At 72.4% G+C, this 22172-nt stretch carries 18 protein-coding genes and 1 pseudogene; 16 read left to right on the top strand and 3 right to left on the bottom strand.

The features are described from left to right. Positions 1–171: 171 nt before the first annotated feature. Positions 172–1260, top strand: coding sequence for a glycosyltransferase family 4 protein (locus Sfulv_RS05240; protein ID WP_173312028.1), 1089 nt, complete (start codon positions 172–174; stop codon positions 1258–1260). 20 nt (positions 1261–1280) lie between these two features. Here Sfulv_RS05240 and Sfulv_RS05235 read toward each other — a convergent pair. Both Sfulv_RS05235 and Sfulv_RS05230 read right to left on the bottom strand, forming a co-directional pair. Next, positions 1281–2905: pseudogene (locus tag Sfulv_RS05235) on the bottom strand (PucR family transcriptional regulator). A gap of 136 nt (positions 2906–3041) precedes the next feature. Beyond that, entirely contained in the window at positions 3042–4844 is a 1803-nt protein-coding gene (locus tag Sfulv_RS05230; protein WP_173317597.1) for a glycoside hydrolase family 15 protein, read from the bottom strand. 429 nt (positions 4845–5273) lie between these two features. On the opposite strand from Sfulv_RS05230, the gene pyrG reads away from it, so the two are divergent. From pyrG to Sfulv_RS05165, 13 genes are all read left to right on the top strand, one after another. Further along, entirely contained in the window at positions 5274–6923 is a 1650-nt protein-coding gene (gene pyrG / locus Sfulv_RS05225; RefSeq protein WP_173312025.1) for a CTP synthase, read from the top strand. Positions 6924–7004: 81 nt separating this feature from the next. Then, the gene (locus Sfulv_RS05220) at positions 7005–7631 is read left to right on the top strand and encodes an NUDIX domain-containing protein (protein ID WP_173312022.1); all 627 of its coding nucleotides are present in this window, start codon (positions 7005–7007) and stop codon (positions 7629–7631) included. 182 nt (positions 7632–7813) lie between these two features. Next, positions 7814–9919: a tetratricopeptide repeat protein gene (locus tag Sfulv_RS05215; RefSeq protein ID WP_173312020.1), complete on the top strand. Its 2106-nt coding sequence runs from the start codon at positions 7814–7816 to the stop codon at positions 9917–9919. Between the two features lie 143 nt (positions 9920–10062). Beyond that, positions 10063–11178: an alanine dehydrogenase gene (gene ald / locus Sfulv_RS05210; protein WP_173317595.1), complete on the top strand. Its 1116-nt coding sequence runs from the start codon at positions 10063–10065 to the stop codon at positions 11176–11178. 367 nt (positions 11179–11545) lie between these two features. Next, positions 11546–12664: a ParA family protein gene (locus tag Sfulv_RS05205; RefSeq protein ID WP_173312017.1), complete on the top strand. Its 1119-nt coding sequence runs from the start codon at positions 11546–11548 to the stop codon at positions 12662–12664. Beyond that, the gene (locus Sfulv_RS05200; protein ID WP_173312014.1) at positions 12661–13245 is read left to right on the top strand and encodes a hypothetical protein; all 585 of its coding nucleotides are present in this window, start codon (positions 12661–12663) and stop codon (positions 13243–13245) included. Before Sfulv_RS05205 ends, Sfulv_RS05200 begins: the two co-directional genes overlap by 4 nt. Positions 13246–13348: 103 nt before the next feature. After that, on the top strand, positions 13349–14413 hold the full coding sequence (locus Sfulv_RS05195; protein WP_173312011.1) for a segregation and condensation protein A: 1065 nt from the start codon (positions 13349–13351) through the stop codon (positions 14411–14413). Further along, positions 14410–15066 carry an SMC-Scp complex subunit ScpB gene (gene scpB / locus Sfulv_RS05190; RefSeq protein WP_173312008.1) on the top strand — a complete coding sequence of 219 codons (657 nt, stop codon included), beginning with the start codon at positions 14410–14412 and terminating at the stop codon, positions 15064–15066. The genes Sfulv_RS05195 and scpB overlap by 4 nt, the downstream gene beginning before the upstream one ends. Further along, positions 15066–16343 carry a pseudouridine synthase gene (locus Sfulv_RS05185; RefSeq protein ID WP_173312006.1) on the top strand — a complete coding sequence of 426 codons (1278 nt, stop codon included), beginning with the start codon at positions 15066–15068 and terminating at the stop codon, positions 16341–16343. Before scpB ends, Sfulv_RS05185 begins: the two co-directional genes overlap by 1 nt. 129 nt (positions 16344–16472) lie before the next feature. Continuing rightward, positions 16473–17126 (top strand): nicotinamide riboside transporter PnuC, encoded by a 654-nt coding sequence (gene pnuC / locus Sfulv_RS05180; RefSeq protein ID WP_173312004.1) that lies wholly within the window; start codon positions 16473–16475, stop codon positions 17124–17126. Further along, positions 17123–18202 carry an AAA family ATPase gene (locus Sfulv_RS05175; RefSeq protein ID WP_173312002.1) on the top strand — a complete coding sequence of 360 codons (1080 nt, stop codon included), beginning with the start codon at positions 17123–17125 and terminating at the stop codon, positions 18200–18202. Before pnuC ends, Sfulv_RS05175 begins: the two co-directional genes overlap by 4 nt. After that, positions 18199–18930 carry an NUDIX hydrolase gene (locus tag Sfulv_RS05170; protein ID WP_173312000.1) on the top strand — a complete coding sequence of 244 codons (732 nt, stop codon included), beginning with the start codon at positions 18199–18201 and terminating at the stop codon, positions 18928–18930. The genes Sfulv_RS05175 and Sfulv_RS05170 overlap by 4 nt, the downstream gene beginning before the upstream one ends. Beyond that, complete coding sequence (locus Sfulv_RS05165) at positions 18927–19949, top strand: ADP-ribosylglycohydrolase family protein (RefSeq protein WP_173311998.1); 1023 nt, start codon at positions 18927–18929, stop codon at positions 19947–19949. Before Sfulv_RS05170 ends, Sfulv_RS05165 begins: the two co-directional genes overlap by 4 nt. A gap of 112 nt (positions 19950–20061) precedes the next feature. On the opposite strand, the gene Sfulv_RS05160 is transcribed toward Sfulv_RS05165, so the two are convergent. After that, positions 20062–20481 (bottom strand): Rieske (2Fe-2S) protein, encoded by a 420-nt coding sequence (locus Sfulv_RS05160; RefSeq protein WP_173311996.1) that lies wholly within the window; start codon positions 20479–20481, stop codon positions 20062–20064. 200 nt (positions 20482–20681) lie between these two features. Between Sfulv_RS05160 and aroH the strand changes: the two genes are divergently transcribed. Continuing rightward, positions 20682–21044 carry a chorismate mutase gene (aroH, locus tag Sfulv_RS05155; RefSeq protein WP_173311994.1) on the top strand — a complete coding sequence of 121 codons (363 nt, stop codon included), beginning with the start codon at positions 20682–20684 and terminating at the stop codon, positions 21042–21044. Further along, the gene (locus Sfulv_RS05150) at positions 21041–22126 is read left to right on the top strand and encodes a prephenate dehydrogenase (protein ID WP_173311991.1); all 1086 of its coding nucleotides are present in this window, start codon (positions 21041–21043) and stop codon (positions 22124–22126) included. Before aroH ends, Sfulv_RS05150 begins: the two co-directional genes overlap by 4 nt. Positions 22127–22172: the final 46 nt, after the last annotated feature.

The following is a 22172-nucleotide window of genomic DNA, read 5'->3' as shown; positions in this document are numbered from 1 at the left end:
TGTCCCGGCGGCAACACCGCGCCGACCGCCCCACCCCTTCGGGTGGGTGGTCCGGCTCGTCGTCGCCAGGCGCACGGCCGCGACGGTCCGGCGGTCCCGGAACGCGCGTACCGGCTGGCATCCTTGACGCTGTACGCACCGCCGACTCGGGAGCCCCGGGAGCCATCCAACGTGTCACAGCTGCATACGGTCCAGGTCCTCGGCGGGGGCAGTGCGGGCAGCGGCGCGCACGTCAGCTCGCTGTCCGCGGGGCTCGTGGCCAGGGGCGTGCGGGTGACCGTCTGCGCACCGGCCGAGCTGGGCCGCGCCTACGACTTCCAGGCCACCGGGGCGCGCTTCGCGCCGGTACCCCGGCGCAGTGATCCCTCCGCCGTCGTCGCGCTGCGCGCGGCCTGCGCGGACGCCGACGTCGTCCACGCGCACGGGCCGCACGCGGCGATGCGCGCCGGGCTGGCGCTCAGCGGGCGGCGCACCCCGCTCGTCCTGACCTGGCACACCCGGTCCCAGGCCGAAGGCGCCCGGGGCGGCCTGCTGCGCCTGATGGAGCGAAGGGCCGCCCGCGCGGCGGCCGTCGTCCTCGGCACGTCGTCGGATCTGGTCGACCGGGCCCGCGGGTGCGGAGCACGCGACGCCCGGCTGGCGCCGGTCGCGGTGCCGCTCGCCCGCTTCCCCCTCAGCGTGCACGACGGCAAGGCGAGAGCCGAACTGGGGGCGGTGGGGCGCCCCCTGCTGATGTCCGTGGGCAGTCTGGTGCCGGCCCACGGGTACGACATGCTGCTGGACGCCGCACGCGCGTGGCGTGAACTCGACCCCGTACCGCTGCTGGTGATCGCGGGGGAGGGGCCGGGCCGGGCGGCCCTGCAGCGCCGGATCAGGGACGAGGATCTGCCCGTCTGCCTCATCGGCTGCCGGGACGACGTCGCCGAACTCCTCGCCGCGGCCGATGTGGCGATCCTCTCCAGCAGGTGGGAGAGCCGGTCGCTGCTGGCCCAGGAGGCGTTGCGGCTCGGTGTCCCGCTGGTCGCCACCGCGGTCGGCGGCGTACCCGAACTCGTGGGTGACGCCGCGGAACTGGTCCCGTACGGGAACGCCGCGGCGCTCGCCCGGGCCGTGGCGGGAGTGCTCGGTGACCCCGTACGGCACCGGCGGCTCGCCGCCGCCGGGCCCGTGCAGGCCGCGGGCTGGCCGACCGAGGACGACACGGTCGCGCACGTGCTGTCCGTCTACGACGAGCTGATGGGGCCGGCCCACCCGGACTGAGCCGGGGCCGGCCGGGTGCGTCAGGAGGTGTGGCGGCGGGCGCGCAGGGCCAGGCTCAGCGCCAGGACCGTCTGCGGATCGTCCAGGTCGGTGCCGAGCAGTTCACCGATGCGGGCCAGCCTGTTGTAGAGCGTCTGCCGGTTCAGGTGCAGCTCACGGGCAGTCTCCGCCTTGCGGCCCGCGTGGGCGAGGTACGCCTCCAGGGTCGGCAGCAGCGAGGGCCGCGAGGTGCGGTCGTGATCCCGCAGCGGGCCGATCGCCCGGTCCACGAAGGCCGCCAGATCCGGATGCTCCCGCAGCCTCCACAGCAGCAGGTCGATGTCGAGGCGCCGGGCGTCGTACCACGGACGGTCGTCGAGCCCCTGCGCGGCGGACGCCGTCTCCGCCGCGTGCCGCAGCCCCGCCCCGGCCGCCGCCCAGCCGCCCGCCACCCCGACCACCACGACCGGCGGATGCGATCCGGAGCGTTCGAGGCCGGCCCGGGCGACGCCCGCCCGCAGGGCCGCCGCGACCCGGTCGGCCACCGCCGTGCGTTCGGTCTCCGAGCGCAGCCCCAGCAGCAGCGGCACCCTGCCCTCCACCGGCCGGACACCGAGCAGCACGGGCACACCGACCGACGAGAGCTCCTCCAGGACCGCGCGGGCGAGCAGCGCCCAGTTGCCCGAGGGCGAGAGCTCGGGCGCCAGCCGCATCACCACGGGCAGCAGCGGGGCCTCGCCCGGCCTGAAGCCGAGGACCTTGGCCTGGGCGGGCGCGTCGTCGGCGGTGATCCGTCCCTCGGCGAGGTCGGTGAGGAAGTCCCCCGGCCGCGTGCCGCGAGCTCCTCCTCCTGGCGTGCCTGCATCAGGACGACGGCGAGGAGGCCCGCGGCCCGCTCGGCCGCCATCCGGTGCACCGGCGCCAGCGGTCCGTTCACGGCCAGCAGCACCACCCTGGCCCGTACCGAGCCGGCTCCCGCGCCGCCGCCGGGCACATCCACCAGGAGTGCGCCCGCGGGCGGGGTCTCGCGGACCGCCCGGCCGCCGCGCATGCCGTCCCAGACCTGGAGCGGGTCCGCGCTGCCCGGGTGGGCCCCGGCGCCCGCCGCGTACAGCAACTGGCCGTCCGCGGTCTCCAGGAAGACCGGGTTGGCGGTGAAGTCCGCCAGGATGCCGAGCACCTGCGGGACCCCGCCGCCGCCCAGCAGCGCGTGGGTGCAGCGCCTGTGCACCTCCTCGGCCCGCTGGAGCAGCGCGTAGTGCCCGTTGACGATCTCGGTGTGGACCTCCTCGGTCACCGCCACGAACGGCACCTCGCGGTGCAGCTGCACGAGCGGCAGCCCGGCCGCGCGTGCGGCGTCGACGATGGAGGCGGGCAGCCGGCTGAAGCGCGGGCCGAGCTCCACGACGAGGGCGGCTATCCCGCGGTCGGCGAGGCGGCGGACGAAGGCCCGCTGCTCGGCGGGGCGGGTACCGAGGCCGAGACCGGTGGTGAGCAGCAGTTCACCGCCCTTGAGGAGCGACGCGATGTTCGGCACCTCACCGGCGTGCACCCAGCGCACCGTACGGTTCAGCCGGTCCGCTCCGGCGACGACCTCGGGGAGCCCGCCGCGCAGCCCGGGGAGTTCCAGCGCGCGCTGGACGGTGATTCCGCCTTGGCTCTCCACTGACCTCACGCTTCCATTCGGTTCCGGGCTGCCGCCCTGGCCCACGAAGTCACCGGGCGAAGAGGGTGTGGACGGCCGCGACGGTCCGCCGAAGAGTCCGGCGGACCGTCGCGGCGGGGCCTCGGCCCCGGTGTACTCAGCCGACGTACGCCCCGCTCGCCGTCAGCCGCAGGGCCGTGTCGATCAGCGGCACGTGGCTGAACGCCTGCGGGAAGTTGCCCACCTGGCGCTGGAGCCGCGAGTCCCACTCCTCGGCGAGCAGCCCCAGGTCGTTGCGGAGGGAGAGCAGCTTCTCGAAGAGCCGGCGCGCCTCGTCGACCCGCCCGATCATGGCGAGGTCGTCCGCCAGCCAGAACGAACACGCCAGGAACGCGCCCTCGTCGCCCTCCAGACCGTCCACACCCGCGTCCTCACCCGCGGTCGGGTAGCGCAGGACGAAGCCGTCCTCCGTGGACAGCTCGCGCTGGATCGCCTCGATGGTGCCGATGACCCGCTTGTCGTCCGGCGGCAGGAATCCCATCTGCGGGATCAGCAGCAGGGACGCGTCCAGCTCCTTGGAGCCGTAGGACTGCGTGAAGGTGTTGCGCTCCGGGTCGTAGCCCCGCTCGCAGACATCGCGGTGGATGTCGTCGCGCAGCTCCCGCCAGCGCTCCAGCGGCCCGTCGGCGTCCCCGGACTCGATCAGCTTGATCGTCCGGTCGACCGCGACCCAGGCCATCACCTTGGAGTGCACGAAGTGGCGGCGCGGGCCGCGCACCTCCCAGATGCCCTCGTCCGGCTCGTCCCAGTGGCCCTCCAGGTACTCGATCAGCTTGAGCTGGAGCCCCATCGCGTAGTCGTTGCGGGTCAGGCCGGTCATGTGGGCCAGGTGCAGCGCCTCGGTGACCTCGCCGTACACGTCGAGCTGGAGCTGGCCCGCCGCGCCGTTGCCGACGCGGACCGGGCCCGAGTTCTCGTAACCGGGCAGCCAGTCCAGCTCCGCCTCGCCCAGCTCCCGCTCGCCCGCGATCCCGTACATGATCTGCAGGTTCTCGGGGTCGCCCGCGACGGCCCGCAGCAGCCATTCCCGCCAGGCCCTGGCCTCCTCGCGGTAGCCGGTGCGCAGCAGCGAGGACAGGGTGATCGCCGCGTCACGCAGCCAGGTGTAGCGGTAGTCCCAGTTCCGCACGCCCCCGATCTCCTCGGGGAGCGAGGTCGTCGGGGCCGCGACGATGCCGCCTGTGGGCGCGTACGTCAGGGCCTTGAGCGTGATCAGGGAGCGGACCACGGCCTCCCGGTAGGGCCCGTGGTACGTGCACTGGTCGACCCACTCGCGCCAGAAGAGCTCCGTCGCCTCCAGCGACCCCTCCGGGTCGGGGAGCGCGGGGGGCTCACGGTGCGAGGGCTGCCAGCTGATCGTGAGCGCGACCCGGTCACCCGGCCCCACGGTGAAGTCGGAGTACGTCGTCAGGTTCTTGCCGTAGGTGTCGGCCGACGTGTCCAGCCAGACCGAGTCGGGCCCCGCGACGGCGACGGTACGTCCGTCGACCTTGTGCACCCAGGGCGTGACCCGGCCGTAGCTGAAGCGCATGCGCAGTTCCGAGCGCATCGGCACCCGGCCGGTCACGCCCTCCACGATCCGGATCAGTTGCGGCGCGCCGTCACGCGGGGGCATGAAATCGGTCACGCGGACGGTGCCGCGTGGCGTGTCCCACTCCGATTCCAGGATGAGGGAGTCGCCTCTGTAGCGGCGACGGTCCGCGTAAGGGGGTGGCGTCTGCTCGCCTGTCGCCGGAGCCAGACGCCAGAAGCCGTGCTCCTCGGTGCCCAGCAGTCCTGCGAAGACGGCGTGTGAATCGAAGCGGGGCAGGCACAGCCAGTCGGCTGTGCCGTCCCGGCAGACCAGGGCGGCGGTCTGCATGTCTCCGATGAGTGCGTAATCCTCGATGCGCCCGGCCACGTGCGTCTCCAGTCGAACGGCCATGTCGCCCCGAGGGGCGCTTACTGCGGGTCAAGGGTCTTGTTAGAAGGACCGACGAGATCTCGCCCCGGCCGAGCGGGCGGGGTGGTGCCGCTGTCCGGCCAATTCGGCGGCGAGTGTCCGAGCAGGATACGACGCGAAAGGATGATCCGCGCGACTGTCTTGACAACGACGGTGCGCCGAACGGGTGTGGCGTGAATCGAGTGCGGTCATCTTGTGTGGCCGGTGTGAGGAAGTGTGGCCGGAAGCAGCCTCTCGCGGTCGCTGTTACCCTGGTAGCCCGTGGACCGGTGGTCGTTCCCGACAGTGGACGAGGCCCCCGAACCGCAGCGACGGCACCTCCGGAACCTCCGGCACGGCACGCCGGTACGCACCTCACGATCGCGACCACGGGAGCCCCCTTTGGCTATGCAGCCCACATCCACGACGACCAAGCACATCTTCGTCACCGGGGGTGTCGCCTCCTCCCTCGGCAAGGGTCTGACTGCCTCCAGCCTGGGTGCCCTGCTCAAGGCACGGGGCCTGCGGGTCACGATGCAGAAGCTCGACCCGTACCTCAACGTCGACCCGGGCACGATGAACCCCTTCCAGCACGGTGAGGTGTTCGTCACCAACGACGGCGCCGAGACGGACCTGGACATCGGCCACTACGAGCGCTTCCTCGACGTCGACCTCGACGGTTCGGCCAACGTCACGACCGGCCAGGTCTACTCGCAGGTCATCGCCAAGGAGCGGCGCGGCGAGTACCTCGGCGACACCGTCCAGGTCATCCCGCACATCACCAACGAGATCAAGCACCGCATTCGCCGTATGGCGACCGACGACGTCGACGTCGTCATCACCGAGGTCGGCGGCACGGTCGGCGACATCGAGTCGCTGCCCTTCCTGGAGACCGTCCGCCAGGTCCGCCACGAGGTCGGCCGGGACAACGTCTTCGTGGTCCACATCTCGCTGCTGCCCTACATCGGCCCGTCCGGTGAGCTGAAGACCAAGCCCACCCAGCACTCGGTCGCGGCCCTGCGCAACATCGGTATCCAGCCGGACGCCATCGTGCTGCGCGCCGACCGTGAGGTCCCGACCGCCATCAAGCGCAAGATCTCGCTGATGTGCGACGTCGACGAGACCGCCGTGGTGGCCTGCCCGGACGCCCGCTCGATCTACGACATCCCCAAGGTGCTGCACACCGAGGGCCTCGACGCCTACGTCGTGCGCAAGCTCGACCTGCCGTTCCGCGACGTCGACTGGACGACGTGGGACGACCTGCTGGACCGCGTCCACAACCCCGACCACGAGATCACCGTCGCACTCGTCGGCAAGTACATCGACCTGCCCGACGCGTACCTCTCCGTCACCGAGGCCATCCGGGCCGGCGGTTTCGCGAACAGGGCCCGCGTCCAGGTCAAGTGGGTCGCCTCCGACGACTGCAAGACCCCGGCGGGCGCCGCGAAGCAGCTCGCCGACGTCGACGCGATCTGCGTCCCCGGCGGCTTCGGCGACCGCGGTGTCAACGGCAAGATCGGTGCCATCCGGTACGCCCGTGAGAACAGGGTGCCGCTGCTCGGCCTCTGCCTCGGCCTCCAGTGCATCGTGATCGAGGCGGCACGCAACCTGGCCGAGATCCCCGACGCCAACTCCACCGAGTTCGACCCCGCCACCTCCCACCCCGTCATCTCGACGATGGAGGAGCAGCTCGCCTACGTCGAGGGCGCGGGCGACCTGGGCGGCACGATGCGCCTCGGCCTCTACCCGGCGAAGCTCGCCGAGGGTTCGGTCGTGCGTGAGGCGTACGCGGACCAGCCGTACGTGGAGGAGCGCCACCGCCACCGCTACGAGGTCAACAACGCCTACCGCGCCGAGCTGGAGAAGAAGGCCGGACTGGTCTTCTCCGGCACTTCCCCGGACAACAAGCTCGTCGAGTTCGTCGAGTACCCGCGCGAGGTCCACCCCTACCTGGTCGCCACGCAGGCGCACCCGGAGCTCACGTCCCGCCCGACCCGCCCGCACCCGCTCTTCGCGGGCCTGGTGAAGGCGGCAGTGGAGCGCAAGACCGCCAAGTAGCCGGCAGGGGATACGGTTGGCCGGGGTACGCGTCCGCAGGTGGGCGTGCCCCGGTCTCTGTCTGTTCGTGGAAGGACGTACATGGGTTTCCAGGACACGCCCGAGGAGTGGCAGGTCACCGCGACGGCGACGCCCTTCACCGGCAAGAAGACCAGCATCCGCACCGACGACGTCGTCATGCCGGACGGAAGCGTCGCCCGGCGCGACTACCAGGTGCACCCCGGTTCCGTCGCGGTCCTCGCACTCGACGAGGACGGCAGGGTCCTGGTCCTGCGGCAGTACCGCCACCCCGTGCGCCACAAGCTCTGGGAGATCCCGGCCGGACTCCTGGACGTCCCGGGTGAGAACCCCCTGCACGCCGCGCAGCGCGAACTGTACGAGGAGGCGCACGTCAAGGCCGAGGACTGGCGGGTGCTGACCGACGTCTACACCACCCCGGGCGGCTGCGACGAGGCCGTGCGCGTCTTCCTCGCCCGGGATCTCTCCGACGCGGTGGGCGAACGCTTCGAGGTGGCCGAGGAGGAGGCCGACATGGAGCTGGCACGGGTGCCGCTCCAGGACCTCGTACGCGGCGTGCTCGCCGGGGACCTGCACAACAACTGCCTCGTCGTGGGAGCTCTCTCGCTCGCCGCCGTGCTCGCAGGCGAGGGCGTGGAGTCGCTGCGCCCGGCCGAAGCCCCGTGGCCGGCCAGGCCCTTCGAGGTCTGAGGGTCCGTCCGGGCCCCTGGGCCGGGGCCCGCCTCCGGTCGGAGAATCGTAGGAAACGCTGATCCGATCGGGGGACCCGTCCGCCGCGCTCCACCGTGATCGCCCACCCCTCTGAACTACGCTCGGAAAGCCCCGACCGGAGTCCCGGCGGGCACCGCGTGCAGTGAAGTGGAGCGTGGCTCGTGACCGATCAGGCGGTGGACACCAGCGGCCCGGCCGGAGCGGCGGGGACCGGGGAGCCGTCCGGTGCCGTCCCACCCCAATTCTTCGGGCGGGAACGCGAGTTGAAGGAGCTCCGGGCCGATATCGAGCGGGCGGGGCTGGACACTCTCGCCGGGCGGGGAAGCGCCCGTGCCAGGGTGCTGCTGATCGCGGGCCGCCCGGGTTCGGGCCGCAGCGCACTGGCCGCCGAGCTCGCCGGGCGGCTCGCCGGTCCCGCTTCCGATTCCGCTTCGGCACGGGCGGGTTCGGCCTCGTCAGGTGACTACCCGGACGGAGTGCTGCGCGTCGCACTCACCGACCCGGACGGCCGCCGGGTCCCCACCGAACGAACCGCCCGCGACATCCTCGGCCTGCTCGGCCTGACCGGCCCGCCCGGCGCCGACGGGGACGAACTCTCCGAGATGGTCAGAGAGGCCCTGGCCGTCCGCCGCGTTCTGCTGTTCCTGGACGACGCGGTGGACGCCGAACAGGTCGACCCCCTCCTCCCCGACAACCCGGACTGCCTGGTCGTGGCCACCGCCACCGGCCCGCTCACCGGAATCCCGGGCGTCCGCCCCTGCACCATCGGCGGTCTCGACGCGGGCTCCGCCGTCCAGCTGCTCGGCCGGATCATCGGCCAGGTCCGTATCACCGTCGACCCGCGCACCGCCGAGACGCTCGCCGAGGCGTGCGGAGGGCAGCCCGCCGCGCTCGTCCTGGCCGGCGGCTGGCTCGCCGCCCACCCCCACGCCTCCGTGGCCGACGTCACCAAGCAGGTGTGCGAACTGCCGGACGACGTGGAGCAGCCCACCGGCGCCCGGCCGCTGGCCCGCGCGTTCCGCCTGGTCCACGAATCGCTGCCGCAGGCCGCCGCCCGGATACTGCGCCTGCTCGCCCTCGCGCCCGCCGGGCTCGCCGACGCCCACACCGCTTCCGCGCTGGCCGGCTGCTCCGTGTCGGCCGCCCAGTCCACGCTGGACGACTTCGTCGGCCTCGGTCTCCTGCGCACGAACGGCGCGGCCCTGCCGCAGTACGAGGTGCCCGGCTGCCTGGCCCCGATGCTGCGCGCGCTCCTGGAGGCCCGGGAGAGGCCGGCCGAGATCCAGCTGGCCAGGGCCCGGATGCTGGAGCGCACCGTCCGGCAGCTCCAGTCCTGCCGGGCGGTCACCGACCCGGAGGACTCGCCCTCCCAGCGCAAGCTGGCCGGCCTGCCGAGGTCCCTGCGGTTCTCCCACGCCGAGTCGGCCGCCGCCTGGCTGCGGATGCGCCAGCCGGCCCTGCTGGCATCGGCCAGGGCCGCGGTCGAGGACGGCGAGCTGGACACCCTGGCCAGACGGCTGGTGGCCGCGCTCGTCCGGGCACTGGCCGTGCACCGGGGGACCGAGGAGGCGGCGCCGGAGCTCTACGGGCTGCATAAGCTGGTACTCGACGTCGCCGAACGCCGTGATCTGCCGCGCGAGACGGCCGCCGCCCTGCTGAACCTCGCCGACCTGGACGCCCGCACGGGCCGGACGCAGGACGCGCTGACCCGCTACCGGGCGGCGCTGGACGCCGGGCGCCGGGCGAAGGACCTGTACGCGACCGGGCGCGCGATGGAATCCGTAGGCGGCGCCTACGCCGAGCTCGGGGACTTCCACCGGGCCTCCGACTGGTACGGCCGGGCGCTCGCGCAGCGGCTCACCCAGGGTGAGCGGGCCGACGAGGCGCGGCTGTACGGGCGCCTCGGCGCCGTCCACACCTACGCGGGGCGGTACGGCGAGGCCCTGCGGAACTGGCGGGCCGCCGCGGCCGGCCACCGCAGGCTCGGGGACCTGCCCGCCCAGGCGCGGGCGCTCAGCGAGGCGGCGCGGGTGCAGGAGTACGCGGGCCGCCCGCAGGAGTCGCTCCACACCTGCCGCGAAGCGGTGGAGCTGGCGCGGCAGGCGCAGGACGTGCGGCTCCAGGCGGCTCTGCAGCTGAGGCTGGCGGACACTCTCGACCGGCTGGGAGACCCCGCGGCGGCCGGGCTGCACAGGGCCGCTGCCAGCAGGTTGCTGGGCGAGGAGGGTTCTGCCTGCGAAATCCGTAGTGCTTCGACTGAAAGTTAATGCTTTGTAAGGCTAGACAGCGCGAAGTCCTTCATTAGACTGACTCCTGCCGCGTGTCACTGCGGTGTCTCCATTTATGCTGGGTGTATCTGGGTATCCACCGCTATGCCCGGTCCCCCTCCGAGCCAAGGACCGTGATCGACGTGAAGGTCGGCATCCCCCGCGAAGTCAAGAACAACGAGTTCCGGGTGGCGATCACCCCGGCCGGAGTGCATGAGCTCGCCCGCCATGGCCACCAGGTCCTGGTCGAGCGGAACGCAGGCGCCGGTTCCTCCATCACGGACGCGGAGTACGTCGCCGCCGGAGCGCAGATCCTCGCCACGGCCGACGAGGTCTGGGCCGCCGCCGACCTGCTGCTGAAGGTCAAGGAGCCGGTCGCCGAGGAGTACCACCGCCTCCGCAAGGGCCAGACGCTCTTCACCTACCTGCACCTCGCCGCCTCCCGCGAGTGCACCGACGCCCTGCTGGACTCGGGCACCACGGCCATCGCGTACGAGACGGTGGAGAGCGCCAACCGCGCGCTGCCGCTGCTCGCCCCGATGTCCGAGGTCGCGGGCCGGCTGGCCCCGCAGGTCGGCGCCTACCACCTGATGCGCTCGGCCGGCGGCCGCGGCGTGCTGCCGGGCGGCGTCCCGGGCACCGCCGCGGGCAGGGCAGTCGTCATCGGCGGCGGCGTCTCCGGCTGGAACGCCACGCAGATCGCCGTCGGCCTCGGCTTCCACGTCACGCTGCTCGACCGCGACATCAACAAGCTCCGCGAGGCCGACAAGATCTTCGGCACCAAGGTGCAGACGGTCGTCTCCAACGCCTTCGAACTGGAGAAGGCGGTCGTCGAGGCCGACCTCGTCATCGGCGCCGTTCTGATCCCCGGAGCGAAGGCCCCGAAGCTGGTCACCAACGAGCTCGTCGCCAAGATGAAGCCCGGAAGTGTACTTGTCGACATTGCGATCGATCAGGGCGGCTGTTTCGAGGACTCGCACCCGACGACGCACGCCGAGCCGATCTTCATGGTCCACAACTCGGTCTTCTACTGCGTCGCGAACATGCCGGGCGCGGTGCCGAACACCTCCACGTACGCGCTCACCAACGCCACGCTCCCGTACATCGTGGAGCTCGCGAACCGGGGCTGGGTCGAGGCCCTGCGCCGCGACGCCGCGCTCGCCAAGGGGCTCAACACCCATGACGGGCAGGTCGTTTACCGCGAGGTGGCTGAGGCGCACGGTCTCGACCACGTCGAGCTGAACTCGCTTCTGGGCTGACGGTCAACGCTTCCGTCAACCTCACGCGTCCGGCCGGACCTTGCCGAGCAAGGTCCGGCCGGAGGTGTGTCGGGGCCCGGCGAGGGGTCCGGTCAACTCGCCTCGAACGTAACCCTTCATCCGTTTCGTGCCCTCGCGAAATGTGTGGCTTGTTCTCCGCGTGCCCTTGACAGCGGGGTGTTCGATTGCCGACACATCGGGCCGGGTCCGGCGGATTGTGTTGCTGCGGACCGGTGGCACGCCATAGAGTCGCCAATCGTCGGCATGGTGCCACGCTGACCTATCGATAAGTTTCCTGGTCGCATCCAAGGAGGTAAGACGACTTGTGAATGAGTCGACATTTACTCCTGGGGGTGGTCAACCAGGGATGCCCGCACGGGGTCTGAGCCCGATCGGGCTCGAAGCTGTCGGCTCCGTCGCTGTCCGCACCTTCGCCACTCACCAGCACATGACGACAGCCCCCCAGACGATGGACGGCCTACACGTGAACGCCACGGCCGGCAACGAGAGTGGTCGCAAGTCCGACCACTTCGCCGACTTCGCCGAGGTGCCCGAGGGGCACTTCTACGACCCCGATGCCGAGTACGAGCCCGATCCGGAGTACGCGGCCACCCTCGCCCCGGACGCCGCACGCCAGCGCCGCGAGCGGATCGGCCCGACGGGCCGCCCGCTGCCGTACTTCCCGATCCCGGGCCCGCTGACCGACCACGGCCCCGCGAAGATCATCGCGATGTGCAACCAGAAGGGCGGCGTCGGCAAGACCACGTCGACCATCAACCTGGGTGCCGCGCTCGCGGAGTACGGACGACGCGTCCTGCTCGTCGACTTCGACCCGCAGGGTGCCCTGTCCGTCGGCCTCGGGGTCAACCCGATGGAGCTCGACCTCACCGTCTACAACCTGCTCATGGAGCGGGGGATGTCGGCCGACGAGGTCCTGCTCAAGACCGCGGTGCCCAACATGGACCTGCTCCCGAGCAACATCGACCTCTCGGCCGCGGAAGTGCAGCTGGTCAGCGAGGTGGCCCGCGAGTCCACCCTCCAGCGCGCCCTGAAGCCGCTGATGGCCGACTACGACTACATCGTGATCGACTGTCAGCCCTCGCTCGGCCTGCTCACCGTGAACGCCCTGACGGCGGCCCACAAGGTGATAGTGCCGCTCGAATGCGAGTTCTTCGCGCTGCGCGGTGTGGCCCTGCTCACCGAGACCATCGAGAAGGTCCAGGAGCGGCTCAACCCGGAACTGGAGCTCGACGGCATCCTCGCCACCATGTACGACTCCCGCACGGTGCACAGCCGTGAGGTGCTGGCGCGCGTCGTCGAGGCGTTCGACGAGCACGTGTACCACACGGTCATCGGGCGCACGGTGCGCTTCCCGGAGACCACGGTCGCCGGTGAGCCCATCACTACGTACGCCTCCAACTCGGTCGGTGCGGCCGCCTACCGCCAGCTCGCCAGGGAGGTGCTCGCCCGGTGTCACGCCGAGTGAGTCTCCCGGGGGCCGACGAACTGTTCCGTACCACCGGTGGGTCGGGTCTGCAGGCGTCCTCACCCGCGGAGCGGCGACGCAAGGCGAACGGTGAGGCACGCGTGCCGGCGCCTGCCGGGGAGAGCGACTCCCGGCCCGAGGCGCCGGGGCGGAGCGGGGGACCGGGCGGTTCGGCGGCCCCGTCCCGCGAGGAGCACGCGGCGGCCGCCGGCGACGGGAGCGATTCGCGCGGCCGGGGCGGCGACGGCGACCGTGCCGGGCAGGCCGGTACGCCCGGCTCCGGGCCCCGGCCCTCGGCGCAGGAGCCCGTACCGGCAGTCCAGCAGCAGCGCAGGCGCGGTGGCGGACGCGGTGCCAACCGCAGGCCCAGCGGCCGGGAGCGCCACGACGAGAAGATCACGGTCTATGTGTCGGCCGAGGAACTGATGGACCTCGAACACGCCCGGCTGGTCCTGCGCGGCGAGCACGGACTCGCGGTCGACCGCGGCCGTATCGTCCGCGAGGCCGTCGCGGTGGTCCTCGCGGACCTGGAGTCGCGGGGCGACGCGAGCATTCTCGTACGGCGCCTGCGCGGCCGCTGAGCGACACGGCGCCGGTAGCCTGCCCGGGGGCCGCCGACCCGGTGGCCCGGCCCCCGGGCCCGGGCCGCCGCCCGCCCGTCTCCCGCCGCACCCCTGGACCGCGATGCCGACCACCGACGACGCCCGCCCGCCCCGCCGGAGCCTCGGCCGCGGGCCGGGCGCCGAGCCGACGCCGGCCCCGCCGCCCTCCGGCTTCCAGGACGCGCCCGTCCCGGCACAGGACGCGGTAGCTCCGGCACCGGCCCCGCACCCCCTCGCACGGGACGCTGAAGCCCTCGCGCCGCCGGTGCCGCCGCCCGCCCCTGACGGCCCCGGGACGCAGGCGGGACCCGGCGAGGCCGGTCCTGCCGACGACAAGCGGTTCACCGTGCGGCTGGTCAATTTCGAGGGGCCCTTCGACCTCCTGCTCCAGCTGATCTCCAGGCACAAGCTCGACGTGACCGAGGTCGCGCTGTCCAGGGTCACCGACGAGTTCATGGCGCACATCCGGGCCATGGGCCAGGACTGGGACCTCGACCAGACCACCGAGTTCCTCGTCGTCGCCGCGACCCTGCTGGACCTCAAGGCCGCCCGGCTGCTCCCCACCGCCGAGGTGGAGGACGAGGCGGACCTCGCGCTCCTGGAGGCGCGGGACCTGCTCTTCGCCCGGCTGCTGCAGTACCGCGCGTACAAGCAGATCGCCGAGATCTTCCTGACCAGGCTGGAGTCCGAGGCCCGCCGCCACCCCCGCACGGCCGGTCTCGAACCGCACCACGCGGCGCTGCTGCCCGAGGTCGTCCTCTCCATCGGTCCCGGGGGCTTCGCCAGGCTGGCCGTGAAGGCGATGCAGCCGAGGGCCGAGCCGCAGGTGTACGTCGACCACATCCACACCCCGCTGGTCAGCGTGCGGGAACAGGCCGGGATCGTGGTCCTGCGGCTGCGCGAGGCGGGCGAGCTGAACTTCCGCGACCTCACCGAGGACGCGCCGGACACCCTCACGGTGGTCGCCCGCTTCCTCGCGCTGCTTGAGCTGTACCGGGAGAAGGCCGTCACCCTCGACCAGGAGGAGGCGCTCGGTGAGCTGGTCGTGCGGTGGTCAGGTGGTGAGGACGCGGTGCCCACCGTGACGGACGAGTTCGACCAGGAGATCCACCGGGCGCCCGGGGAAGCGGAGGACGTACCCGCATGAGTGAGCGGAACCACCAGGAGGCGCCGGGGACCACTGTCGCCGGCCTCGACCTCAAGCCCGCCCTGGAGGCGGTCCTCATGGTCGTCGACGAGCCCGTCACCGAGGACCACCTGGCCAGGGTCGTCCAGCGCCCGCGCGGGGCGGTCGCGGACGCCCTGCGGGAGCTGGCCGAGGAGTACACCGCGCAGCGCCGCGGATTCGACCTGCGGTTCGTCGCGGGCGGCTGGCGCTTCTACAGCCGGCCGGAGTACGCGGAGGCCGTCGAGGGCTTCGTCCTGGACGGCCGGAACGCCCGTCTCACCCAGGCGGCACTGGAGACGCTCGCCGTCGTCGCGTACCGCCAGCCGGTGAGCCGCTCCAGGGTCTCAGCGGTGCGCGGAGTGAACTGCGACGGCGTGATGCGGACCCTCCTGCAGAGGGGCCTGGTGGAGGAGGCGGGCGCGGAACCCGAAACAGGTGCGATCCTGTACAGGACGACGAACTACTTTCTGGAGCGGATGGGCCTGCGCGGCCTGGACGAGCTCCCGGAGCTCGCGCCCTTCCTCCCCGAGGCGGACGCGATCGAGGCTGAGACGCTAGAGGGTGTGCCGTCGTTCGATCCGGACGCACCGGACACCCCGGATACTCACGCAGACGACAAGACGGAATTTTGATGCGAAGCAGTGGCAGGAACAGCGGAAGCGGCAGCGGCAACGGCAAGAGCGGCGGCAACCGGGACAACCGGGGCGCCGGCGCCGGCCGCGGCGCCCAGCCGAGGACCGGCGGGCGCGACGACCGCTCCCAGCCGAGGTCCGGTGGCGGGCGTGACGACCGTTCGGCGCCGAGGTCCGGTGGCGGGCGTGATGACCGCTCCCAGCCGAGGACTGGTGGCGGGCGTGACGACCGTTCGCAGCCCAGGTCCGGTGGCGGGCGTGACGACCAGCAGGAGGAGCAGCGTCTCCGCAGGCCCCGCCCCGAGGAGCGCCGCTACGACGTCGGCAACGACAAGCCCGGCGGCGACGGTGGCCTGCGCAAGGGGCGCGGCGCGGCGGCACGCGGCGGGGCCAAGGGCGGCCCGAAGGCCGCGCAGCACGTGAGCAAGGGCGGACGCCGGGTGGGCGCCCCGTCCCGTCCGCGCGAGCTCGACGCCAAGATCGAGCAGCGCAACCGCGACCGGTACGCGGACAAGCCCGAGATCAAGACCCCCAGGACGAACCCGGGCGCCGAGCAGGAGGGCGAGCGGCTGCAGAAGATCCTCGCCCGCGCCGGCATGGGCTCGCGCCGTGCGTGCGAGGAGCTCATCGAGCAGTCCAGGGTCGAGGTCAACGGCGAGATCGTCCTGGAGCAGGGCAAGCGCGTCGACCCGTCGAGGGACGAGATCAAGGTCGACGGTCTGACCGTCGCGACCCAGTCGCACCTCTTCTTCGCGCTGAACAAGCCGGCCGGTGTGGTCTCCACCATGGGTGACCCGGACGGGCGTCAGAACCTCGGCGACTACGTCAACAACCGCGAGACGCGGCTGTTCCACGTCGGCCGCCTCGACACCGAGACCGAGGGCATCATCCTGCTCACCAACCACGGTGAGCTGGCCCACCGTCTGACGCACCCGAAGTACGGGGTGAAGAAGACCTACCTGGCCGCCATCCAGGGCCCGCTGCCGCGTGACCTCGGCAAGCGGCTCAAGGACGGCATCCAGCTGGAGGACGGGTACGCCCGCGCCGACCACTTCAGGGTCGTCGAGAACACCGGGAAGAACTACCTGGTCGAGGTGACCCTCCACGAGGGCCGCAAGCACATCGTCCGCCGGATGCTGGCCGAGGCCGGCTACCCGGTCGAGCGGCTGGTGCGCACGTCCTTCGGGCCGATCCCGCTGGGCGACCAGAAGTCCGGCTGGCTGCGTCGCCTCACCAACACCGAGGTGGGCATGCTGATGCGCGAGGTCGGTCTGTAGCCGCGCACCGCGCACCGCGAAAGGGCCCGCGTCCGGCTCCTGTTCGTCTCCGAACAGGAAATCGGCCGCGGGCCTTCTGCTGCCGCCGTCCACCCTTTATAGTCAGAGTGACTATTAAAGGAGGCGGGCGTGAGTCTCGCGGATGTCCTCGATCCCCTGCGGCAACCCCTGGTGACGGTCCTCGGCACGCCGGTCAGCTGGACCGAGGTCCTGGGCTTCGGCAGCGGAGCGCTCTGCGTCTGGCTGGTGACCCGCCAGCACCTCGCCAACTGGCCGATCGGCATCGCCAACAACCTCTTCTTCATCCTGCTGTTCACCCAGGCCGGGCTGTACGCCGACGCCGGCCTCCAGATCGTCTTCATCGCCCTCGCCGGGTACGGCTGGTGGACCTGGACCCACGGGGGTGGACCAGGTGTGCCCGTCCTGCCGGTGCGCCGCACCACGGGCGCCGAATGGACCTGGCTGCTCACGGCGGGGGCGGTGGGGACACTCGCCCTGACCCTTCTGCTCTCCCGCGCCACCGACTCGACGGTGGCGTTCTGGGACGCGCTGACGACCTCGCTCTCGCTGATGGCCACGTACGGGCAGTGCCGCAAGCGGGTCGAGTCCTGGTGGCTGTGGATCGCCGCGGACGTCGTGTACATCCCGCTGTACGCGTACAAGGGGCTCTACCTCACCTCGCTCCTGTACGCGGGCTTCCTGGCCCTCTGCCTGATCGGCCTGCGCAACTGGAGCCGTGAGACCGGTCCCGCCAAACGGCGGTTGACGGGAGTCCCGGTATGAAGCGCTACGCGCACGGCCTGGTGCTCGGCAAGTTCTACCCTCCCCACGCCGGCCACCACCACCTCGTCCGCACCGCCCAGAACCGCTGCGAACGGCTGACCGTCCTGGTCTGCGCCGCCTCCGTCGAATCCGTCCCGCTCGCCGACCGGGTCGCCTGGATGCGGCAGGCGCACCCGGAGGCGACCGTGGTGGGCGCAGTCGACGACATCCCCGTGGACCTCCACGACCCGGCGGTCTGGGACGCCCACATGGCCGTGTTCACCCAGGCCGTCCCGGAGCGGGTCGACGCCGTCTTCACCTCGGAGTCGTACGGGGACGAGCTCGCCCGCCGCTTCGGCGCCGAGTCCGTCCGCGTCGACCCCGGCCGGACCCTGTTCCCCGTCTCCGGCACCGCCGTGCGCGAGGACCCGGCCGGCTGCTGGGAGTTCCTCGGACCGCCGGTACGCGCGGCGCTCGCCCGCCGGGTCGTCGTCATCGGCGCCGAGTCCACCGGAACCACGACCATGGCGCGAGCCCTGGCCGAGCACTACCGCGGACGCGGCGGTGTCTGGGCGCGGACCGGCTGTGTCGACGAGTACGGGCGGGAGTTCAGCGAACGGAAACTGGCCGGCCTGCGTCAAGCCGAACCGGGCGCGCAGTGGGAGGACGTGCTCTTCACCACCGACGACTTCCCCAGGATCGCCGCCGCCCAGAACGCCCGGGAGGAGGCGGCGGCCTCCGCCGGCTCCCCGGTCCTCTTCTGCGACACGGACTCCTTCGCCACCACCGTCTGGCACGAGCGGTACGTCGGCGGACGCAACGCGCACGTCGAGCGCATCGCCGATCAGGTCACCCACCACCTCTGGCTGCTCACCGACCACGAGGGTGTCGCCTTCGAGGACGACGGCCTGCGTGACGGCGAGGAGCTGCGGCCCTGGATGACGGACCGGTTCCGCGCCGAACTCACCCGTACCGGAAGGAAGTTCATCGAGCTGACCGGGTCTCACGCCGCCCGCCTCGCCACCGCGGTCGCCGCCGTGGACTCCCTGCTGGCCGACGGCTGGGACTTCGCCGCACCCCTGCCCGAGCGACGATGAGCGCGGCCCCCGAGGGGTACGACCCCCACGCCTTCGTCCCCTTCGCCGTCACCGTCGACCTCGCCGTCTTCACAGTCCGCGAGGCCCGGCTCCACGTCCTGCTCGTGGAACGGGGCGGGGAACCGTACAAGGGCGGATGGGCCCTGCCCGGCGGCTTCATCCTGCCCAGGGAGTCCGCGGAGGAGGCCGCCCGCCGCGAACTCGCCGAGGAGACGGGCCTCACCCAGGACACCGTCGGCGGGCTCCACCTGGAACAGCTGCGCACCTACACCGAACCGGACCGCGACCCCAGGATGCGGGTCGTCTCCGTCGCGTACGCCGCGCTCCTGCCCGACCTGCCCGAACCGCGCGGCGGCGGGGACGCGGCCCGCGCCCGGTGGTGGGAGGCGCGCGACCTCGGCGACCTCGCCTTCGACCACGGGCGCATCCTCGCCGACGCGTACGACCGGGTCGGCGCCAAGTTCGAGTACACCTGCCTGGCCACGCAGTTCTGTCCCGCCGAGTTCACGCTGGGCGAGCTTCAGCAGGTCTACGAGACCGTGTGGGGCGTCGAGCTCGACCGCCCCAACTTCCGGCGCAAGGTCCTGGCCACACCCGGCTTCGTGGAAGCCGTCGAAGGACCGCCGCGCCGCACCGGCGGACGGGGGAAACCGGCCGCCCTGTACCGGGCGGGTGCCGCTGCCGCCCTGCACCCTCCACTCCTGCGCCCGGAAGGACGAACCGGATGACCGCCACGAGGACGATGACCAAGCAGGCCGCCACGGGGGCCCTGACAGGGCTCGCGCTCGGGGACGCGCTGGGCTTCCCGACCGAGTTCGACGACGTCCCGGCCATTCTCGCGAAGTGCGGGCCGTGGCGGCAGATGACCCTGGCGACCCCGGCGTCCGTCAGCGACGACACCCAGATGACGCTGGCCCTCGGGCGGGGCATCCGCACCGCGACGGACAGCGGGCTGCTGACGCCGCTGGGGCTGGCGGGACCCGTACGCGAGGAGTTCGTTTCCTGGTACCACCACCCGGACAACAACCGGGCCCCCGGCGACACCTGCCTGCGGGCGTGCCGTCTGCTCGACAGCGACCGGCCCTGGCAGGAGGCGAGCCAGACCGGCTCCAAGGGCTGCGGGGCGAACATGCGGGTCGCGCCGGTCGGCCTCGTGCCGGGGCTCAGCGAGGAGCAGCGCGCCGGCGCCGCGCAGCTCCAGGCCGCGCTCACGCACGGCCATCCCACGGCGCTGGCCGCCTCGGACCTGATGGCACGCGCGGTGTTCCTGCTGGCCCAGGGGGCCGAACCGCTCGGCCTGGTGGGCCAGTTGCGCAGCTACGCGTATGAGAGCAGTGGCCGCTACCTCACGCGCTGGCTCGGTGACCTGTGGCGGTTCGCGGGCGACGCGACGCCGGAGGCGTACATGCGGCGCGGCTGGGACGAGTGCCTGACCGCGCTGGCGAAGGTGCGGGACGCGCTGCGTGATCCGTCTCCCGAGACCGACCCGTGCGAGGCGACCGGTGACGGGTGGATCGCGGAGGAGGCCCTGGCCACGGCCCTGCACTGCTTCCTCCTCTTCCCCGAGGAGCCGTTGACCGCCCTGCGCCGGGCGGCCTGCACCCGGGGCGACTCCGACTCGCTGGCCTGCCTGACCGGGGCGCTGTCGGGAGCGCATCTGGGGGCGGGGGTGTGGCCGAAGGAGTGGTCGGAGCGGATCGAGTACCGGAGCGACCTGCTGTCGTTGGGGGCGCTCTGGGACGCGTGATGCCTGGCCGGCCGGTGGGCGGCGGGCCGCTACAGCGGGGCGGTAGCCAGAAAGACGCCCCGCAGCTCCGTACCGCTGCCCGCCGTCACGAGCCCGAAGGCGCGCCACTGCTTCAGGCGAGCCGGATGCTTCCCCCGGCGACCGTGATCCGCTCGGCGGGCAGGGGCCGCGTCGCGGGCCCGGCCTCGACGGCGCCGTCCGTGATGGCGAACCTGCTGCCATGGCACGCGCAGTCGATCGTCGCGTCGCCGACCTCCGAGACCGTGCACCCGGCGTGCGTACAGATCGCCGAGAAGGCTCTGAACTCCCCGGCCTCCGGCTGGGTCACCACCACCTTCCGCTCCCTGAAGACCTTCCCTCCGCCGACCGGGATGTCGGAGGTCTTCGCGAGTTCGCCGGCCTGCGGGGCCCGCGTCCCCGATGCCGGAGGGCTGGGCGGCGGAGTGCTGGCGCCGCCGTCGCCGGACGACCCGCAGCCCGTCGCCAGTGCGGCCGCGCCCGCGCTCAGGACCGTCCTGCGCCGTGTGCTCATGGTTCTCCTCGTCCGGGGACTCCTGATGGTGGCGGCACGGACCCGGATCGTGAAGCAACCCGGCGGCGTGTTCCCCGGGTGATCCGGGCCACCTCGCCGTCTCACGGACAGAGCACCGCGACCACGGGCCCCACGGCCCCTCTACGCTGAAACGCGCGGGCGCACACCGAGCGCGCCCGGGGAGAAGCGAGGAGCACGACGTGGCGGTACGAGCGGTCCGTGGAGCCGTCCAGCTGGAGCGGGACGAGGCCGGACACATGGACGAGCGGGTCGGCGCCCTGCTCACCGCCGTCCTGGAGCGCAACGGCCTCGTCGCCGACGACCTGATCAGCGTCTGGTTCACGGCCACCCCGGACCTGCACAGCGACTTCCCGGCAGCCGCCGCCCGGGGCCTCGGCATCGTCGACGTACCGCTGATCTGCGCGCAGGAGCTCGACATCGAGGGCGCCATGCCCCGGGTGGTCCGTATCCTCGCCCATATCGAGACCGGTCTCCCCAAAGCCGGAATCAGCCACGTCTACCTCGGCGCCACCGGCGCCCTCCGCAAGGACATCGCCCAGTGAGAACAGCCGTCGTCATCGGTACCGGTCTCGTCGGCACGTCGGCCGCCCTCGCCCTCGCCGGGCGCGGGGTGCACGTCCACCTCGTCGACCGGGACCCCTCCTCGGCCCGCACGGCGGCGTCGCTCGGCGCCGGTACGGACGAGGCCCCCCAGGAGCGCGTGGACCTGGCGGTCGTCGCCGTGCCGCCCGCCCACACCGCTTCCGTGCTGGCCACGGCCATGCGCGAGGGTGTGGCCCGTGGCTACCTCGACGTGGCGAGCGTCAAGGGCGGCCCGCGCCGTGAGCTGGAGGCCCTCGGCGTCGACCTCACTCCCTACGTGGGCACGCACCCGATGGCGGGCAAGGAGCGCTCGGGCCCGCTCGCGGCGACCGGGGACCTGTTCGAGGGCCGCCCCTGGGTGCTCACCCCCACCGGGGACACCGACACCGAGGTGCTCAACCTGGCCCTGGAACTGGTCGCGCTCTGCCGCGCCGTCCCGGTCGTCATGGACGCGGACGCGCACGACCGGGCGGTGGCCCTGGTCTCCCACACCCCGCAGCTGATCTCCTCGATGGTCGCCGCCCGGCTTGAGGAGGCCGACGAGACGGCCGTACGCCTCTGCGGACAGGGGATCAGGGACGTCACCCGCATCGCGGCATCCGATCCCCGGATGTGGGTGGAGATCCTCTCAGCCAACCCGGGTCCGGTCGCCGACGTGCTGGCCGGGGTCGCGGACGACCTCGACGAGACGGTCCGGGCCCTGCGCGGTCTCCAGTCCGGTGACGCGGACAAGCGCCGGGAGGGCGCCGAAGGCATCGAGGACGTCCTGCGCCGGGGCAACGCGGGCCGGGTCCGGGTGCCGGGCAAGCACGGGGCGGCCCCCGCCGCGTACGAGGTCGTGGCCGTCCTCATCAGCGACCGGCCGGGCGAGCTCGCCCGGATCTTCGCCGACGCGGGGCTTGCCGGGGTCAACATCGAGGACGTCCGCATCGAGCACGCCACCGGCCAGCAGGCGGGCCTGGTGCAGCTGATGGTCGCACCGAGCGCGGCGCCTGCGCTCGCCGCGACGCTGAAGGACAGGGGCTGGTCGATCCGGGGGTGAGCGGCCCGGCCGCACGGGGTACAAGGGTCCGCCCGGCACTCGGTAA

It is taken from the genome of Streptomyces fulvorobeus (assembly GCF_013167895.1).
In the GTDB taxonomy this organism is placed as follows: domain Bacteria; phylum Actinomycetota; class Actinomycetes; order Streptomycetales; family Streptomycetaceae; genus Streptomyces; species Streptomyces fulvorobeus.
The sequence above is the reverse complement of the archived record's forward strand: the minus strand, read 5'-3'. Positions and strand labels throughout refer to the sequence as shown.